Origin of the sequence: Pseudomonas sp. UBA6310, assembly GCF_002438225.1 — a bacterium.
Taxonomy (GTDB): Bacteria; Pseudomonadota; Gammaproteobacteria; order Pseudomonadales; family Pseudomonadaceae; genus Pseudomonas_O; species Pseudomonas_O kuykendallii.
Genome location: NZ_DJTK01000005.1, coordinates 1 through 14,467, shown reverse-complemented (window position 1 = coordinate 14,467; position 14,467 = coordinate 1). Strand labels below are relative to the sequence as shown.

At 68.9% G+C, this 14,467-nt stretch carries 13 protein-coding genes; 11 read left to right on the top strand and 2 right to left on the bottom strand.

Annotated features, from left to right (window positions below):
* Positions 1–297 precede the first annotated feature (297 nt).
* Positions 298–951, bottom strand: a complete 654-nt coding sequence (locus B3E91_RS00980; protein WP_287027960.1) for a YciC family protein — start codon at positions 949–951, stop codon at positions 298–300.
* Between the two features lie 195 nt (positions 952–1,146).
* Here B3E91_RS00980 and B3E91_RS00975 point away from each other — a divergent pair, with 195 nt between their 5' ends.
* The 11 genes from B3E91_RS00975 to B3E91_RS00925 all read left to right on the top strand — a co-directional run bounded on the left by B3E91_RS00975 (position 1,147) and on the right by B3E91_RS00925 (position 13,309).
* Entirely contained in the window at positions 1,147–1,863 is a 717-nt protein-coding gene (locus tag B3E91_RS00975) for a DUF2076 domain-containing protein (protein ID WP_287027959.1), read from the top strand.
* 75 nt (positions 1,864–1,938) lie between these two features.
* Positions 1,939–2,412: an NYN domain-containing protein gene (locus B3E91_RS00970; protein ID WP_287027958.1), complete on the top strand. Its 474-nt coding sequence runs from the start codon at positions 1,939–1,941 to the stop codon at positions 2,410–2,412.
* Positions 2,413–2,508: 96 nt separating this feature from the next.
* Positions 2,509–3,390: a drug/metabolite exporter YedA gene (yedA, locus tag B3E91_RS00965; RefSeq protein WP_287027956.1), complete on the top strand. Its 882-nt coding sequence runs from the start codon at positions 2,509–2,511 to the stop codon at positions 3,388–3,390.
* A 93-nt stretch (positions 3,391–3,483) separates the two neighbouring features.
* The gene (locus tag B3E91_RS00960; protein WP_287027955.1) at positions 3,484–4,833 is read left to right on the top strand and encodes a DEAD/DEAH box helicase; all 1,350 of its coding nucleotides are present in this window, start codon (positions 3,484–3,486) and stop codon (positions 4,831–4,833) included.
* Between the two features lie 826 nt (positions 4,834–5,659).
* On the top strand, positions 5,660–6,481 hold the full coding sequence (locus tag B3E91_RS00955; protein WP_090226087.1) for a helix-turn-helix transcriptional regulator: 822 nt from the start codon (positions 5,660–5,662) through the stop codon (positions 6,479–6,481).
* Positions 6,482–6,566: 85 nt separating this feature from the next.
* Positions 6,567–7,685 carry an ABC transporter ATP-binding protein gene (locus tag B3E91_RS00950; protein WP_287027954.1) on the top strand — a complete coding sequence of 373 codons (1,119 nt, stop codon included), beginning with the start codon at positions 6,567–6,569 and terminating at the stop codon, positions 7,683–7,685.
* Between the two features lie 49 nt (positions 7,686–7,734).
* The gene (locus B3E91_RS00945; protein ID WP_273230109.1) at positions 7,735–8,877 is read left to right on the top strand and encodes an ABC transporter substrate-binding protein; all 1,143 of its coding nucleotides are present in this window, start codon (positions 7,735–7,737) and stop codon (positions 8,875–8,877) included.
* A 72-nt stretch (positions 8,878–8,949) separates the two neighbouring features.
* Positions 8,950–9,843, top strand: a complete 894-nt coding sequence (locus tag B3E91_RS00940) for an ABC transporter permease (RefSeq protein ID WP_273230111.1) — start codon at positions 8,950–8,952, stop codon at positions 9,841–9,843.
* Position 9,844: 1 nt separating this feature from the next.
* Entirely contained in the window at positions 9,845–10,654 is an 810-nt protein-coding gene (locus B3E91_RS00935; RefSeq protein WP_282341828.1) for an ABC transporter permease, read from the top strand.
* A 33-nt stretch (positions 10,655–10,687) separates the two neighbouring features.
* Positions 10,688–12,157: an aldehyde dehydrogenase family protein gene (locus tag B3E91_RS00930; RefSeq protein WP_287027953.1), complete on the top strand. Its 1,470-nt coding sequence runs from the start codon at positions 10,688–10,690 to the stop codon at positions 12,155–12,157.
* 75 nt (positions 12,158–12,232) lie between these two features.
* Positions 12,233–13,309, top strand: a complete 1,077-nt coding sequence (locus B3E91_RS00925) for an alpha-hydroxy acid oxidase (RefSeq protein ID WP_287027952.1) — start codon at positions 12,233–12,235, stop codon at positions 13,307–13,309.
* Between the two features lie 458 nt (positions 13,310–13,767).
* Here the strand turns inward: B3E91_RS00925 and B3E91_RS00920 are convergent.
* The coding region (locus B3E91_RS00920) for a TIGR03862 family flavoprotein (RefSeq protein ID WP_287027951.1) at positions 13,768–14,467 on the bottom strand (700 nt) is incomplete at its 5' end.

The window sequence follows — 14,467 nt, the reverse complement described above, 5'->3', positions numbered from 1 at the left end:
GTGAGGTCGACCAGCGAGCCCTGGGCTTCGCCGCGGGCGTCGGCGTAGATCGCCGGCGGCAGGTTGTAGTAGCCCACCTTGACCAGGGGTTGCGGCGGTTCCGGCGCGCGGCCGGCGAAGCAGGCGCCGCAGAACAGCGCGCCGAGCAGGGGCAGAAGCAGTCGTGGAGGTTTCGACATCGTTTTTCGCTGCGGCCTGGGGCCGTCTTGTCACCCATCGACAGCGGAAGGCGCCGTCGTATCGACCGCAGTGTAATTCGGTTTTCGCGCCGATAGCGGCGTTTTGCTATCGGATCGGTCAGCTTTTTTCTTCGATCAGCATGAACAGCCGGAACATCGCCACGCTGGCGAACAGCTGCACGAAGCCGATCGCGCAATCCAGCAGCACGCTGGGCAGGAACGCCGGATCGTCGCCGAGCCAGCCGGACGACCAGGCGCCGAGCAGCCAGAGCGGCAGCATCGTGCTGAGCACCAGCGCGAGAATCTGCAGGAAGTGCCCCTGGGTCAGGCGGTAGCTGTCGCGCAGCGCCGGCAGCGGCGGCATCCCGCGCAGCACCAGCAGGTATTCGGAGAACGCCAGCTTGACCATCACGTAGATCGCCGGCAGCACCAGCAGCGACATGCCGAGCATGATCAGCAGGCTGGTGATCGCCGTGAGCAGCGCCAGCCGTGGCCACAGGCCCAGCGCGCCGGCCCAGAGCCGGCCGGTGCCGGGCGTTTCGCCACGGCTGCGGCTGTCGAGGAAGAGAATCAGCGATCCGGTGTAGAGCGGGTAGAACAGCAGCCCCAGCAGCACCTCGTAACCGGCCGACGGTTGCGTGCCGTCGACCGCCCGCAACGCCTGGCGGCTGAGCGATTCGAGGGCCAGCGGCGGCAGGCAAAGCAGGGCGATGGCGCCCAGGTGGCGGCTGAAGAAGAACCAGGAGTCACGCAGGATCGGAAGCGGATTCATCGAACTCGACGGGCATGCAGGGAAGGGCCGCCACTGTAGCGGAAGACCCGGAACAGGCCAAACGGCCTCGGCGCACCGGGCGGGTTTACTCAACCTTTACGCGCGCGGGCGTTGAAATCGCCACGGCCAGTCGCACATTGAACACGTGGCGGGCCCACCCGCAGACACCGAATTTCCCCAGATCGGAGACGTGCCATGCAATCCGAAGAACAGCAGGTGATCGACGGACTCTTCAACCGCCTGAAGGACGCCGAGGCGCAGTCCGCTGCGCGTGACGCCCAGGCCGAGGCGCTGATCAACCAACACATCGGCCGGCAACCCGCCGCGCCCTACTACATGGCCCAGGTCATCCTGATTCAGGAGGCCGGGCTCAAGCGCCTGGACCAGCGCGTTCGCGAGCTGGAGGCGCAGCTCGAACAGGCGCAGCGGCAGCGCCCGGCGCAGGGCGGTGGCGGTTTCCTCGCCGGGTTGTTCGGCGCCGGTCCGTCGCGCTCCGCGGCGCCGAGCGCGGAGGCGCGCGGCTGGAACGAGCCGGGGCCACGCTCGTCCGCCGTGCCGCCGGCGAACCCGGCGCCGGGTGGTTTCGGCCAGGGCTATGCCCACCCCCAGGCGTCCTCGCGCGGCACCGGCTTTCTCGGCGGCGCGCTGCAGACCGCCGCGGGCGTGGCCGGCGGGATGGTGCTGGGCAACATGCTCACCGGCCTGTTCCAGCATTCGCAGCCGCAGGAAATCGTCGAGATCATCAAGGAGCAGCCGGCCGCCGCGGACAGCGCACAGACCCAGGACTACGCCGCCAGCGACAGCGCCGACTACTCGGGCGGCAACGACTACCCGAGCGATGACGGCTACCAGGACGCGGGCCTGGACGACAGCGGTGGCGGCTTCTTCGATGACGACGACAGCTTCGTCTGAGCCCGACCAACGCACCGCAGGGCGGCGGCGAAGCGCGCATAATCGCGGTCCTTTGCCGCTGCCGTGGGTCATCCGTTGAAAAGAATCGCGCTGTTCGCCGACGTGCAGAACCTCTACTACACCGTGCGCCAGATCCACGGCTGTCACTTCGACTACACCGCGTTGTGGCGCGCCGTGGCCGGCCACGGCGAGATCGTCGAGGCCTACGCCTACGCCATCGAACGTGGCGATCCCAAGCAGCAGTTCCAGCAGATCCTGCGCAACCTGGGTTTCACGGTGAAGCTCAAGCCGTTCATCCAGCGCAGCGACGGATCGGCCAAGGGCGACTGGGACGTCGGCATCACCATCGACATGCTCGACGCCGCGCCGCGCGTCGACGAAGTGGTGCTGGCCTCCGGCGACGGCGATTTCGACCTGCTGCTTGAGCGCGTCGCCCGTGACGGCGTGACCACCCGCGTCTACGGCGTTCCCGGCCTCACCGCGCAATCGCTGATCCGCTCCTCCGGCCACTACCACCCGATCGAGGGCGCGCTGCTGCTGCGTCACTGACCGGGCGCCTGTATCGGTGCTCCGCTCGGCTTCTGTATCTGTCGGCACGCGTGGCGCTGACGCAGAATCGGCGGCCCTTCGCCGTGAGCCCCGAGCATGTCCGCGCCTCGTTTTCCCCTGCTGCTGGTCGGCGCCTTCGCCGCGCTCTACCTGGTCTGGGGCTCCACGTACCTGGTGATCCGCATCGGCGTCGAATCCTGGCCGCCCCTGCTGATGGCCGCGGTGCGCTTCCTCATCGCCGGCAGCCTGATGTTCGCCTGGCAGCGCTGGCGCGGCGCGCCACTGCCGACGTGCCGCCAGTGGCTGGCGTCCGGGGCCGTCGGGTTTCTGCTGCTCAGTTGCGGCAACGGCGGCGTGACGCTGGCCGAGCACGGCGGCGTGGCGTCTGGCGTGGCGGCCCTGGCGGTGGCGACGATGCCGCTGTTCACCCTGGTTTTCGGCCTGTTCTGGGGCCATCGCAACACGCGCCTGGAATGGGCCGGGATCATCCTCGGGCTGGTCGGCATCGGCCTGCTCAACCTCGGTTCCAACCTCCAGGCCAGCCCGCTGGGCGCCGCCCTGGTGCTGTTCGCGGCCGCGGCCTGGGCGTTCGGCTCGGTATGGAGCAAGAGTCTCAGGCAACCGGCCGGGCCGATGGCCAGCGCCGCGCAGATGCTGGTCGGCGGCGCGGTGCTGCTGATCGGCAGCGTCGCCAGTGGCGAGCGCATGACCCAGGCGCCGACGCTGGCCGGCTGGGCGGCGCTGGCCTATCTGGTGCTGTTCGGCTCGATCGTCGCCTTCAGCGCCTACCTCTACCTGCTGAAGACCGTGCGTCCGGCGGCGGCCACCAGCTACGCCTACGTCAATCCGGTGGTCGCCGTGCTGCTGGGCATCGCCTTCGCCGGCGAACGCATCGGCCATGAGGAGTGGCTGGCGATGGGCCTGATCGTCGGCGCGGTGGTGCTCATCGGGCTGCCGCAGTGGCGGCGTGGGGCGTAGGCGCCCATCGGAAATACCAACGGTGCGCGAGGCGCACCCTACGGCACCTCTGGGGTTAAACTGCGCGCCTCGTTCCGTTTCCCGGTTTTTTCCATGACCTTCGCTTCCCTCGGCCTGATCGAACCCCTGCTGCGCACCCTCGAGGCGCTTGGCTACCAGACGCCCACGCCGGTGCAGGCCGAGGCGATCCCCGCCGTGCTCAAGGGCCGCGACCTGATGGCGGCCGCGCAGACCGGCACCGGCAAGACCGCCGGTTTCGCCCTGCCGCTGTTGCAGCGGCTGACCCTGGAAGGCCCGCAGGTGGCGCCCAACTCGATCCGCGCGCTGGTGCTGGTGCCGACCCGCGAGCTGGCCGAGCAGGTGCAGCAGAGTTTCCTCGCCTACGGCGAGCACCTGCCGCTGCGCAGCTACGCGGTGTACGGCGGGGTCAGCATCAACCCGCAGATGATGAAGCTGCGCAAAGGCATCGACGTGCTGGTGGCGACCCCTGGACGGTTGCTCGACCTGTACCGGCAGAACGCGGTGAAGTTCGCCCAGTTGCAGGCGCTGATCCTCGACGAAGCCGACCGCATGCTCGACCTCGGCTTCTCCCGCGAGCTGGACGACCTGTTCGCCGCGCTGCCGTCGAGACGCCAGACCCTGCTGTTCTCCGCGACCTTCTCCGAGGCGATCCGGCAGATGGCCGGCGAGCTGCTGCGCGATCCGCTGTCGATCGAGGTCAGCCCGCGCAACGCCGCGGCCAAAAGCGTGCGCCAGTGGCTGGTGACGGTGGACAAGAAGCGCAAGTCCGAACTCTTCCTGCACCTGCTGCGCAAGAACCGCTGGGGCCAGGTGCTGGTGTTCGCCAAGACCCGCAAGGGCGTCGACGAGCTGGAAGGCGAACTGCAGCGCAACGGCATCCGCGCCGACGCGATCCACGGCGACAAGCCGCAGCCGACGCGTCTGCGCGCACTGCAGCGGTTTAAAGACGGCGAGGTGCAGATCCTCGTCGCCACCGACGTCGCCGCGCGCGGCTTGGACATCGACGACCTGCCGCTGGTGGTCAACTTCGATCTGCCGATCGTTGCCGAGGATTACGTGCACCGCATCGGCCGCACCGGGCGCGCCGGAGCGTCCGGCGAGGCGCTTTCGCTGGTCTGCGCCGACGAGGTGCAGCTGCTCGCGGCCATCGAAGTGCTGACCAAGCAGACGCTCAAGCGCGTCGACGAAGCCGGTTTCGAGCCGGATCACCGGGTTCCGGCGACCGACGCCAGCGGCCAGGTGTTGAAGAAACCGAAGAAGCCCAAGCAGAAGAAGGACCCCGGCCCCGGCGGCAAGGTCCACCTCGGGCGCTGGTTCGACAACGACGAAAAGCCCGCCGCCAAGGCCGTGCGCAAGGCACCGGCCTTCGGCAAAGGCCCGGCGAAGGGCGCACCCAAGGGCGGCAAGCCGAAGAAGCCGTAACGCAGGCGCTCTCCGCACATCGCCGTCGTCAAGGTTGCGTATCCGTAGGGTGGGTTACCACCGTGTGGGCGCGGGGAATCGCGGTGCTTCTGCGCCGTAACCCACCAAGCGGAGTATCGCTAACCACCGGACGTGATATGCCGGCCACCGCCCGGTGGGTTACGCGGCGGTGGAGGTGGGTGGTGGGGTCGATTCCCTGCATATCGCCGCTCACCCACCCTACGGTCGGGGGTGGCGTATCCGTAGGGTGGGTTAGGCGCTCCGTGAGGGTCCGGGCAATCGCGGCGCTTCCGCGCCGTAACCCACCAAGCGAGGTTTCGCCAACCACCGGACGTGATATCGCCGACCACCGCCTGGTGGGTTACGCGGCGGTCGAGGTGGGTGGTGGGGTCGATTCCTTGCATATCGCCGCTCACCCACCCTACGGTCGAGGTTGGCGTATCCGTAGGGTGGGTTAGGCGCTTCGCGTGGGCGCGGGCGTTCACGGTGATTCGCGCCGTAACCCACCGAGCGGAGTATCGCCAACCACCGGGCGTGATATCGCCGACCACCGCCTGGTGGGTTACGCGGCGGTGGAGGAGGGGGTTGTGGTCGATTCCCCTGCATATCGCCGTTAACCCCCCCTACGGCCGGGGTGGCGCATCCGTGGGGCGGCGTATCGCGTGGGACGGTTGCGTTACCTCGAATGGGGTCGGATGACCCAAAGCGGTGCGCGGATCGGTCGCGGCGCAAGGGTGGATCGCGCTGCCATGGGGCTTGCGGAGGGCTGGCGCAGATCGTGCATTTTTTCGCCGCACCTTCGTCCAGCGGCCGAGCGAGATCGCCAATGCCCCATAAATTCCTCAAGCACTGGAGCTGCGGCATCGCCCACCTGTTGTCGCTCGAACCCGGTCGTGCGCGCCTGCGCGGGTTGAGCCAGTGGCTGCGCCAGGTCTGCCCGGTGGATCACTTCGTGCTGTTCGTTTATGAGGGCAATCACCGGCCGCTGGCGCTGTTCGACACCTTTCCCGCCGACACCCGGCACATCTACGTCGAGGATTACCAGGCCGGTCCGTACCTGCTCGATCCGTTCTACCTGGCCTGCACGCGCAACCAGCCCGCCGGGCTTTGGCGGCTGCGGCAGCTGGCGCCGGACCACTTCTACCTAGGCGAGTACTACCTGACCTACTACCAGCAAACCGGCCAGACCGAGGAGATCGCCTTTTTCGTCGACCTCGACTGCGGCGCCAAGGCGGTGCTCTCGCTGATGCGCAGCGTGTCCAGCCCGGCCTATTCGCGCGACGAGATGCAGATCCTCGAATGCGCCCGGCCGGTGGTCGAGCAGGTGGTCCGCGAAGCCTGGCAGTTGCGCCGTGCGGAGCGGCCGCGCCCGGCGCAGGACCTGGACTACAGCGTCCACGAAGCCTTCGCCCGCTTCGGCGCAGGGGTGCTCACCGCGCGCGAGCAGGAGATCGTGCGTCTGCTGCTGCGCGGCCACTCCAGCGCGTCCATCGCCGAGCAGCTGGCGATCAGCCCCGGCACGGTGAAGATCCACCGCAAGAACCTCTATGCCCGCCTCGGCATCGGCAGCCAGTCGGAGCTGCTCGGCCTGTTCATCCGCGAGCTGACGCTGCCCGAGCGCGCGGCGGACCTGCGCGCCACCGGCTGATCGCCTCTATCCCCCGGGGGATATATACGCGGCGCGAAGCCGGTTGATAGCGTGAACCCTGCAATGCAACCGCAGGGGAAGAAGCGTGAGCGAGTACGGGCAGTCCTTCGATATCGAGTTCCACGGCGTGGTCAAGCGCTACGGCGGCGTCACCGCCGTCGATGGCCTGAACTTCCGTGTCGCGCGCGGCGCCTTCCACACCTTTCTCGGCGGCTCCGGCTGCGGCAAGACCACCACCCTGCGGATGATCGCCGGCTTCGAGCAGCCCAGCGAAGGCCAGGTGCTGCTGGCCGGCCGCGACGTGGTCGGCGTGCCGGCGTTCCAGCGCCCGGTGAACATGGTGTTCCAGCAATACGCGCTGTTCCCGCACCTGTCGGTGGCGGAGAACATCGCCTACGGCCTGCGCTACCGCACGCCGCGTCCGGATCGCGCGCAGCAGCGCCGCCTGGCCGACGAGGCGCTGGAGATGGTGCGCCTGTCCGGCTTCGGCGCACGCAAGCCCCACGAGCTGTCCGGCGGCCAGCAGCAGCGCGTGGCGCTGGCCCGCGCGCTGGTCAACAAGCCCACCGTGCTGCTCCTCGACGAACCCCTGGCCGCGCTCGACCGCAAGCTGCGCAAGGAGATGCAGTCCGAGCTGTTGCGCCTGCAGCGCGAAGTCGGCATCACCTTCGTGCTGGTCACCCACGACCAGGAAGAAGCGCTGTCGATGAGCGACTCGATCAGCATCATGCGCGACGGCAAGATCATCCAGACCGCCAGCCCGGAGGCGCTCTACGAGACCCCGGCGAACCGCTACGTGGCGGACTTCATCGGCGAATCCAACCTCTTCGACGGCACCGTGCGACGCCTCGACGGCGACCGCGTGGTGCTCGACACCGGCAATGGCCTGGAGCTCGCCAGCCCGGCCAGCGGTAGCGGCGCGCGGCTGTTCGCCGGCAGCGCCGCGTGCATCGCGGTGCGCCCGGAACTGATCGCCATCGGCGCGCCGAGCGCCCCGCCGAGCGCCGACGTGCGCCTGGACGGCGTGGTGGAAGACCGTATCTACCTCGGCAACCTCACCGAGTACCGCGTGCGCACCGGCCCGTTCGGCGTCGTCTGCGTGCGCGTTCCACGCCAGGGCGGCGCGCCGCAGGCCGACTTCGAGCACGGCGCGGCGGTGAGCATCGGCTGGGACCAGGCCAAGGGCCTGGCGATGGCCGTCTGAACCGACGCTTCGACCCTTTTAGAACGACATGACGACCAGGAGACGGACGATGGACAAGAAGACTTTCATCAAGACCCTACGCAGCTGGCAGAACGGCTCGATCACCCGCCGTGACTTCCTCGGCCGCACCGGCCTTGGCCTGGCCGCCGCGGTGATGGCGGCGAACATGCCGGGGCTGCTGACCAGCCGCGCCTTCGCCGCCGAGAAGGGCAGCATGGGCGACCGCGTCAACCTGGCGACCTGGCCGAACTACCACAGCCCGGACAACTTCGCCGCCTTCGCCGAAGCCACCGGCGCCAAGGTGCAGATGAACGTGTTCGGCTCCAACGAGGAGATGCTCGCCAAGCTGCAGGCCGGCGGCAGCGGCTGGGACGTCTTCGTACCGACCAACTACACCATCAGCACCTACGTCGAGCTGGGCCTGATCGAACCGCTGGATCTCGCGCGCATCCCCAACTTCGATCCCAAGGCCTTCGAGCAGCGCTTCATGGCCCAGGGCACGGTGGACGGCAAGGTCTACGCGGTGCCGAAGAACTGGGGCACCACCGGCATCGTCTACGACTCCAGCGCGCTGAAGACCCCGGTGGACAGCTGGAAGCAGTTCTGGGACCTGACCAAGACCAGCGCCTCGGGCCGCACCATCGTCCACGACTACCAGCTCACCGCCATCGGCAACGCGCTCAAGTACTTCGGCTACAGCTTCAACTCGCTGGACCCCAAGGAACTGGCCGACGCCGAGAAGCTGCTGATCGACTGCAAGCCGCACCTGTTCGCGATCAACTCCGACATCCAGCCGTCGATGCGCAGCGGCGACGCCTGGATGGCCATGTGCTGGACCGGCGACGCCTCGCAGCTGCACCGTGACAACCCCGACATGCAGTTCGCCCTGGGCCGCGAGGGCGGCGAACTGTGGAGCGATTTCTTCGCCATTCCCAAGGGCGCCGAGCACCGCGATGCGGCCTACGCGCTGATCAACTACCTGCTCGATCCGGCGCACAACAAGCTGGAAGTCGAGGCCCACGGCTACCCGAGCGGCGACAAGCGCGTGGACGCGCTGCTGCCCAAGGAAATGCTCGATGACCCGATCATGTACCCGGCCGCCGAGCTGCTCAGCCACCTGGAGTTCGGCGCCGCGGCGACCCTCACCAGCCCGGTGCGCGCCGAGCTGATGGCGCGCTTCAAGGCGGCGTGACGATGCCTGCAATTTCCGCCCGGGAAGGGGAGCCGAATGCCTGAGGTCCTGCCTATGCACGGGGGTTCGCCGATGAACACCGCCGTCAATGCGTCGCCCGCCGGGGTGGCGCCAGCGCCGGGCCTCGGCCGGCGCATCACCTGGCTCCTGCTGCTGCCCTCGACGCTGTGGTTCCTGCTGCTGTTGCTGATGCCGCTGCTGGTCATCCTGGTGTTCAGCTTCGGCGAACGCAGCTCGGTGGGCGGCTACGGCGGCGGCTTCACCCTCGACAACTACCTGGCGCTGGGCTCGCGTGCCGGCGCCTTCAGCAACACCCTGGTGCTGGCGCCGCTGGGCACCCTGGTGTGCCTGCTGGTGGCCTATCCGCTGGCCTACTTCCTGGCGGTGAAGGTGCGGCGCAACCGCTCGCTGCTGCTGACCCTGGTGATCGTGCCGTTCTGGACCAGCTTCCTGATCCGCACCTACGCCTGGATCTTCATCCTCGGCGGCAAGGGCATCCCGGCGCTGCTGGCGAGCCTCGGCCTGGAGGGCGTGCGGCTGATCAACACGCCCACCGCGGTGCTGGTGGGGATCGTCTACGGCTACCTGCCGCTGATGGTGTTCCCGCTCTACGTCAGCCTGGAAAAACTCGACAAGCGCTTGCTGGAAGCCTCAGGCGACCTCGGCGCGAGCCGCTTCGAGACCTTCCGCCGCGTCACCCTGCCGCTGTCGGCGCCGGGGATGATCACCGGCGTGATGCTGGTGTTCATCCTGCTGATGGGCGAGTTCCTGATCCCGGCGATCCTCGGCGGCGGCAAGGTGTTCTTCGTCGGCAATGCGCTGGTCGATCTGTTCCTGCAGTCGCGCAACTGGCCGTTCGGCAGCGCCCTGGCGATGACGCTGGTGGCCTTGATGCTGGCGATCATCCTGGTCTACCTGAAACTCGCGGCGCGCTTCGGCGGCGCCAGCCGCGACGGAGTGCTGTGAGATGTGGCTGCGCAGTTATTCGACGTCGCTGTACCTGTTCCTCTACGCGCCCATCGCGCTGATCATGCTTTTCGCCTTCAACGCCGGGCGTAGCGGGCTGTCCTTCCAGTGCTGCTCGGTGCAGTGGTTCGGCCGCGCCTTCGGCAACCCGTTCATCATGGAGGCGCTGGGCAACAGCGCGCTGATCGCGCTCTGCTCGGCGTTGCTCTCGACGCTGTTCGGCACCCTCGCGGTGTTCGGCCTGCAGCGTGTCGGCGGCCGCGTGCGGCGCTTCTTCGACGCGCTGACCTACTGCGCGATCATCGTGCCGGGAATCGTCATCGGCATCGCCACGCTGATCGCCTTCATCACCCTGTTCGACCTGCTCAACCCGCTGCTGCAGGCCATCGACCCGGCGCTGCCGCGGCTGCGCATGGGCTTCGGTACGGTGGTGGCGGCGCACTCGCTGTTCACCATGGCGCTGGTCATGGTCATCGTGCGGACCCGCGTCGAGGCGCTGGACAAGGCCCTGCTGGAAGCGTCGGCGGACCTCTACGCACCACCGCTGTCGACCTTCTTCCGGGTGATCCTGCCGCAGATCGCCCCGGCGATCCTCGCCGGCTTCCTGCTCGCCTTCACCTTCAGCTTCGACGATTTCATCATCGCCTTCTTCGTCGCCGGCTCCGAAACCACCCTGCCGATCTACATCTTTTCCTCGATCCGGCGCGGCATCACGCCCGAGATCAACGCGCTGTCCACGGTGATCATCGCCGCCTCGCTGGCGCTGCTGGTGGCCTCGCGCTACCTGCAGAACCGCCAGCCCGGCGCCTGATCCGTCCTGCTTACTGCCCTGAAGGTGAACGCCATGCGCGACCAGTTGTACATCAACGGCCAATGGGTCGGCCCCGACCTGGGTGGCCGCTTCGAGACCCTCGATCCGGCCACCGAGGAACCGCTGCACAGCCTGCCGGCGGCCACCGAGGAAGACATCGACCACGCCGTGCGCGCCGCCCGCCAGGCGTTCCGCAACTGGGGCGAGAGCCGCGGCGCCGAGCGCGCGGCCTGGCTCGACCTGATCGCCGACGGCCTGGAAGCGCGCCACGAAGAGCTCGCCGTGCTGGAAGTGCGCGACAACGGCAAGCCGCTGCCGGAGGCGCGCTGGGACGTCGGCGACGCGATCGGCTGCTTCCGCTACTACGCCGGCCTCGCCCGCGAGCTGGACGGCCGCCAGAACGAGCCGCTGGCGCTACCCGACGAGCGCTTCCGCTGCTCGCTGCGCTACGAGCCGGTCGGCGTGGCGGGCCAGATCATCCCCTGGAACTACCCGTTGCTGATGGCCGCCTGGAAGGTCGCGCCGGCGCTGGCAGCCGGCGCCACGGTGGTGCTCAAACCGTCCGAGCTGACCTCGCTGAGCGCGCTGGAACTGGCCGCCACGGCCGACCGCATCGGCCTGCCGGCCGGCGTGCTGAACGTCGTCACCGGCCTCGGCGGCGAGGCTGGCAGCGCGCTGGCCGCGCACCCCGGGGTGGACAAGCTGGCCTTCACCGGCAGTGTGCCAACCGGCTCGAAAATCATGTCGGCGGCCGCCGCGGACATCAAGAACATCAGCCTGGAGCTGGGCGGCAAGTCGGCGTTCATCGTCTTCGAAGATGCCGACGTCGAGGCCGCGGTGGAGTGGGTCCTGTTCGGCATCTTCTGGAACCAGGGCCAGGTGTGCAGCGCCACCTCGCGCCTGCTGGTGCACGAACGGCTGGCGCCGCGCCTGCTCGAGCGACTGGTCGAGGAAACCCGCAAGATCCGCATCGGCAACGGTCTGGAGGAGGGCGTGCTGCTCGGCCCGCTGGTCAGCCGCGGCCAGTACGACAAGGTGCTCGGCTTCGTCGCCCAGGGCCAGGCCAGCGGCGCCCGGCTGCTCACCGGCGGGCGCCGGCCGAGCGGCTTCGAGCGTGGCTACTTCGTCGAGCCGGGGATCTTCGACGAGCCGGACGTGGACAGCATCGTCTGGCGAGAGGAAATCTTCGGCCCGGTGCTCTGCGTGAAGCGCTTCCGCAGCGAGGAAGAGGCGATTCGCCTGGCCAACGACAGCCGCTTCGGCCTGGCCGCGGCGGTGATGTCGGCCGACCCGGCGCGCGCCGCGCGGGTCGCCAACCGGCTGCGTGCCGGCATTCTGTGGATCAACTGCTCGCAGCCGACCTTCAGCGAGGCGCCCTGGGGCGGCATGAAGCAGAGCGGCATCGGCCGCGAACTGGGCCGCTGGGGGCTGGACAACTACCTGGAAGTGAAACAGGTCACCGAGTACATCAGCCCCGAGCCCTGGGGCTGGTACCTGAAGTAGGCGCTGCCGCAGGTCATCGACAGGCGCGGGCGCGGCGGGCAGGATGCGCCTTCCGTCCCGTTGCGAGCCATTCCCATGTCCGTGTCGCTGATTCCTGCCGTGTACAGCCTCGACGACTTCGAGCAGCGCGCCGCCGCCTGCATCGAGCCGGGCTATTGGGCGTACCTGCAAGGGGGTGCGGCGGACGAGGCGACGCTGCGGCGCAACCGCGAAGCCTTCGCCGAGATTCGCCTGCAAGGGCGCGTGCTGGCCGACCTGGGCGGGGCCAGCACGCGCTGCGAGCTGCTGGGCCAGACGCTGTCGATGCCGCTGCTGCTGGCGCCGGTGGCGGCGCAGCGGCTGGTGCACGCGGACGGCGAGCGCGCGGTGGCCGAGGCCGCGGCGGCGATGGGCGTCGGCATGGCGCTGAGCACGTCTTCGAGCCTGTCTCTGGAGGAGGTCGCCGGCGTCGCCCGTTCGCCGTGGTTCCAGCTCTACATCCAGCCGGATCGCGACTTCACCCTGCAGCTGGTGCGCCGCGCCGAGGCCGCCGGCTACCGCGCGCTGGTGCTGACCGTGGACGCACCGGTGAACGGCGTGCGCAACCGTGAGCAGCGCGCCGGCTTCCAGCTGCCCGAGGCGGTCAACCTGCGTGGCATGCGCGTCAGGCCGGCGAAACCGGCGGGCATCCTCGACAGCCCGCTGTTCGACGGCCGGCTGGGCAGCGCGCCGACCTGGCGCGATCTCGACTGGCTGCTCGGCAACACGCGGCTGCCGGTCCTGCTCAAGGGTGTCAGCGCCGCGGCGGACGCCGAGCGCGCGGTGCAGGCCGGGGTCGCCGGGCTGATCGTCTCGAACCACGGCGGCCGCGTGCTGGATAGCCTGCCGGCGAGCATCGAGCTGTTGCCGCGCATCGCCGACCAGGTCAACGGACGCGTGCCGCTGCTGCTCGACGGCGGCATCCGCCGCGGCACCGACATGCTCAAGGCGCTGGCCCTCGGCGCCCAGGCGGTGCTCATCGGAAGGCCCTACGTGCACGCACTGGCGCTGGGCGGCGCGGTCGGCGTGGTGCAACTGCTGAACATCCTGCGTGGCGAGTTCGAAGCGGCGATGGCGCTCACCGGCTGCGCCACCCTGGCGGACATCGACCGCGGCGTGCTCTGGCAGCGCTGATCCTGCAGCGCATGCCTCGTAGGGTGGGCTTCAGCCCACCATCGTTTCGTCCCACCAATGGTTCATCCGACCGTAGGTTTTATCGGTGGGCTAAAGCCCACCCTACGCACGTCCGGTTACAGCCGGCCGGCGTTGCGCAACCACGTCAGCACGCCCAGGCCGGCGCGGCGACCGCTGGCGAAACAGCTCGTAGGGTGGGCTTCAGCCCACCATCGTTTCGTCCCACCAATAAGTTCATCCGACCATAGGTTTTATCGGTGGGCTGAAGCCCACCCTACGCGCGTCCGGTTACAGCCGGCCGGCGTTGCGCAACCACGTCAGCACGCCCAGGCCGGCTCGGCGGCCGCTGGCGAACAGCTCGTAGGGTGGGCTTCAGCCCACCATCGTTTCGTCCCACCAATGGTTCATCCGACCGTAGGTTTTATCGGTGGGCTAAAGCCCACCCTACGCACGTCCGGTTACAGCCGGCCGGCGTTGCGCAACCACGCCAGCACGCCCAGGCCGGCGTGGCGGCCGCTGGCGAAGCAGGCGGTGAGCAGGTAGCCGCCGGTGGGCGCTTCCCAGTCGAGCATCTCGCCGGCGCAGAACACGCCGGGCAGCGTGCGCAGCATCAGGTTGGCGTCGAGTGCCTCGAAGGTGACGCCGCCGGCGCTGCTGATCGCCTCGTCGAGCGGGCGTGTGCGCAGCAGTTCTATCGGCAACGCCTTGATCGCTGTCGCCAGCCGCGCGTGGTCGGCGAACGCCTCGGCCGGGGCGCATTCGCGCAGCAGCGCGGCCTTCACGCCGTCCAGGCCGAGCTGGCCATGCAGATGCCTGGCCATCGAGTGCTTGCCGCGCGGGCGGCTCAGGCGCTTTTCGATGTCCTGCGCCGACAGCGCCGGCAGCAGGTCGAGGCGCACCACTGCGCGGCCGTCGGCCTCGATGCGCCGACGGATCGCGGCGGACAGCGCGTACACCAGGCTGCCCTCGATGCCATTGGCGGTGAGGACGAATTCGCCGCGCCGCGAGGCTTCGCCGTCCAGCGCCAGGGCGACGGACTTGAGCGGCGCGCCGGCGAACCTGTCGCGCAGCAGCGCGCTCCAGCCGGCCACCTCGAAGCCGCAGTTGCTCGGCCGCAGCGGTGCGATCTCCACGCCGCGCGCCTGCAACAGCGGCACC

Bases quoted from the DNA above. Each gene is read 5' to 3' on its own strand.
- B3E91_RS00945 (WP_273230109.1), top strand. From the start codon at position 7,735: ATGGACAAGAAGACTTTCATCAAGACCCTACGCAGCTGGCAGAACGGC.
- B3E91_RS00940 (WP_273230111.1), top strand. From the start codon at position 8,950: ATGAACACCGCCGTCAATGCGTCGCCCGCCGGGGTGGCGCCAGCGCCG.
- B3E91_RS00925 (WP_287027952.1), top strand. From the start codon at position 12,233: ATGTCCGTGTCGCTGATTCCTGCCGTGTACAGCCTCGACGACTTCGAG.
- yedA (WP_287027956.1), top strand. From the start codon at position 2,509: ATGTCCGCGCCTCGTTTTCCCCTGCTGCTGGTCGGCGCCTTCGCCGCG.
- B3E91_RS00930 (WP_287027953.1), top strand. From the start codon at position 10,688: ATGCGCGACCAGTTGTACATCAACGGCCAATGGGTCGGCCCCGACCTG.
- B3E91_RS00980 (WP_287027960.1), bottom strand. From the start codon at position 951: ATGAATCCGCTTCCGATCCTGCGTGACTCCTGGTTCTTCTTCAGCCGC.
- B3E91_RS00960 (WP_287027955.1), top strand. From the start codon at position 3,484: ATGACCTTCGCTTCCCTCGGCCTGATCGAACCCCTGCTGCGCACCCTC.
- B3E91_RS00975 (WP_287027959.1), top strand. From the start codon at position 1,147: ATGCAATCCGAAGAACAGCAGGTGATCGACGGACTCTTCAACCGCCTG.
- B3E91_RS00955 (WP_090226087.1), top strand. From the start codon at position 5,660: ATGCCCCATAAATTCCTCAAGCACTGGAGCTGCGGCATCGCCCACCTG.
- B3E91_RS00935 (WP_282341828.1), top strand. From the start codon at position 9,845: ATGTGGCTGCGCAGTTATTCGACGTCGCTGTACCTGTTCCTCTACGCG.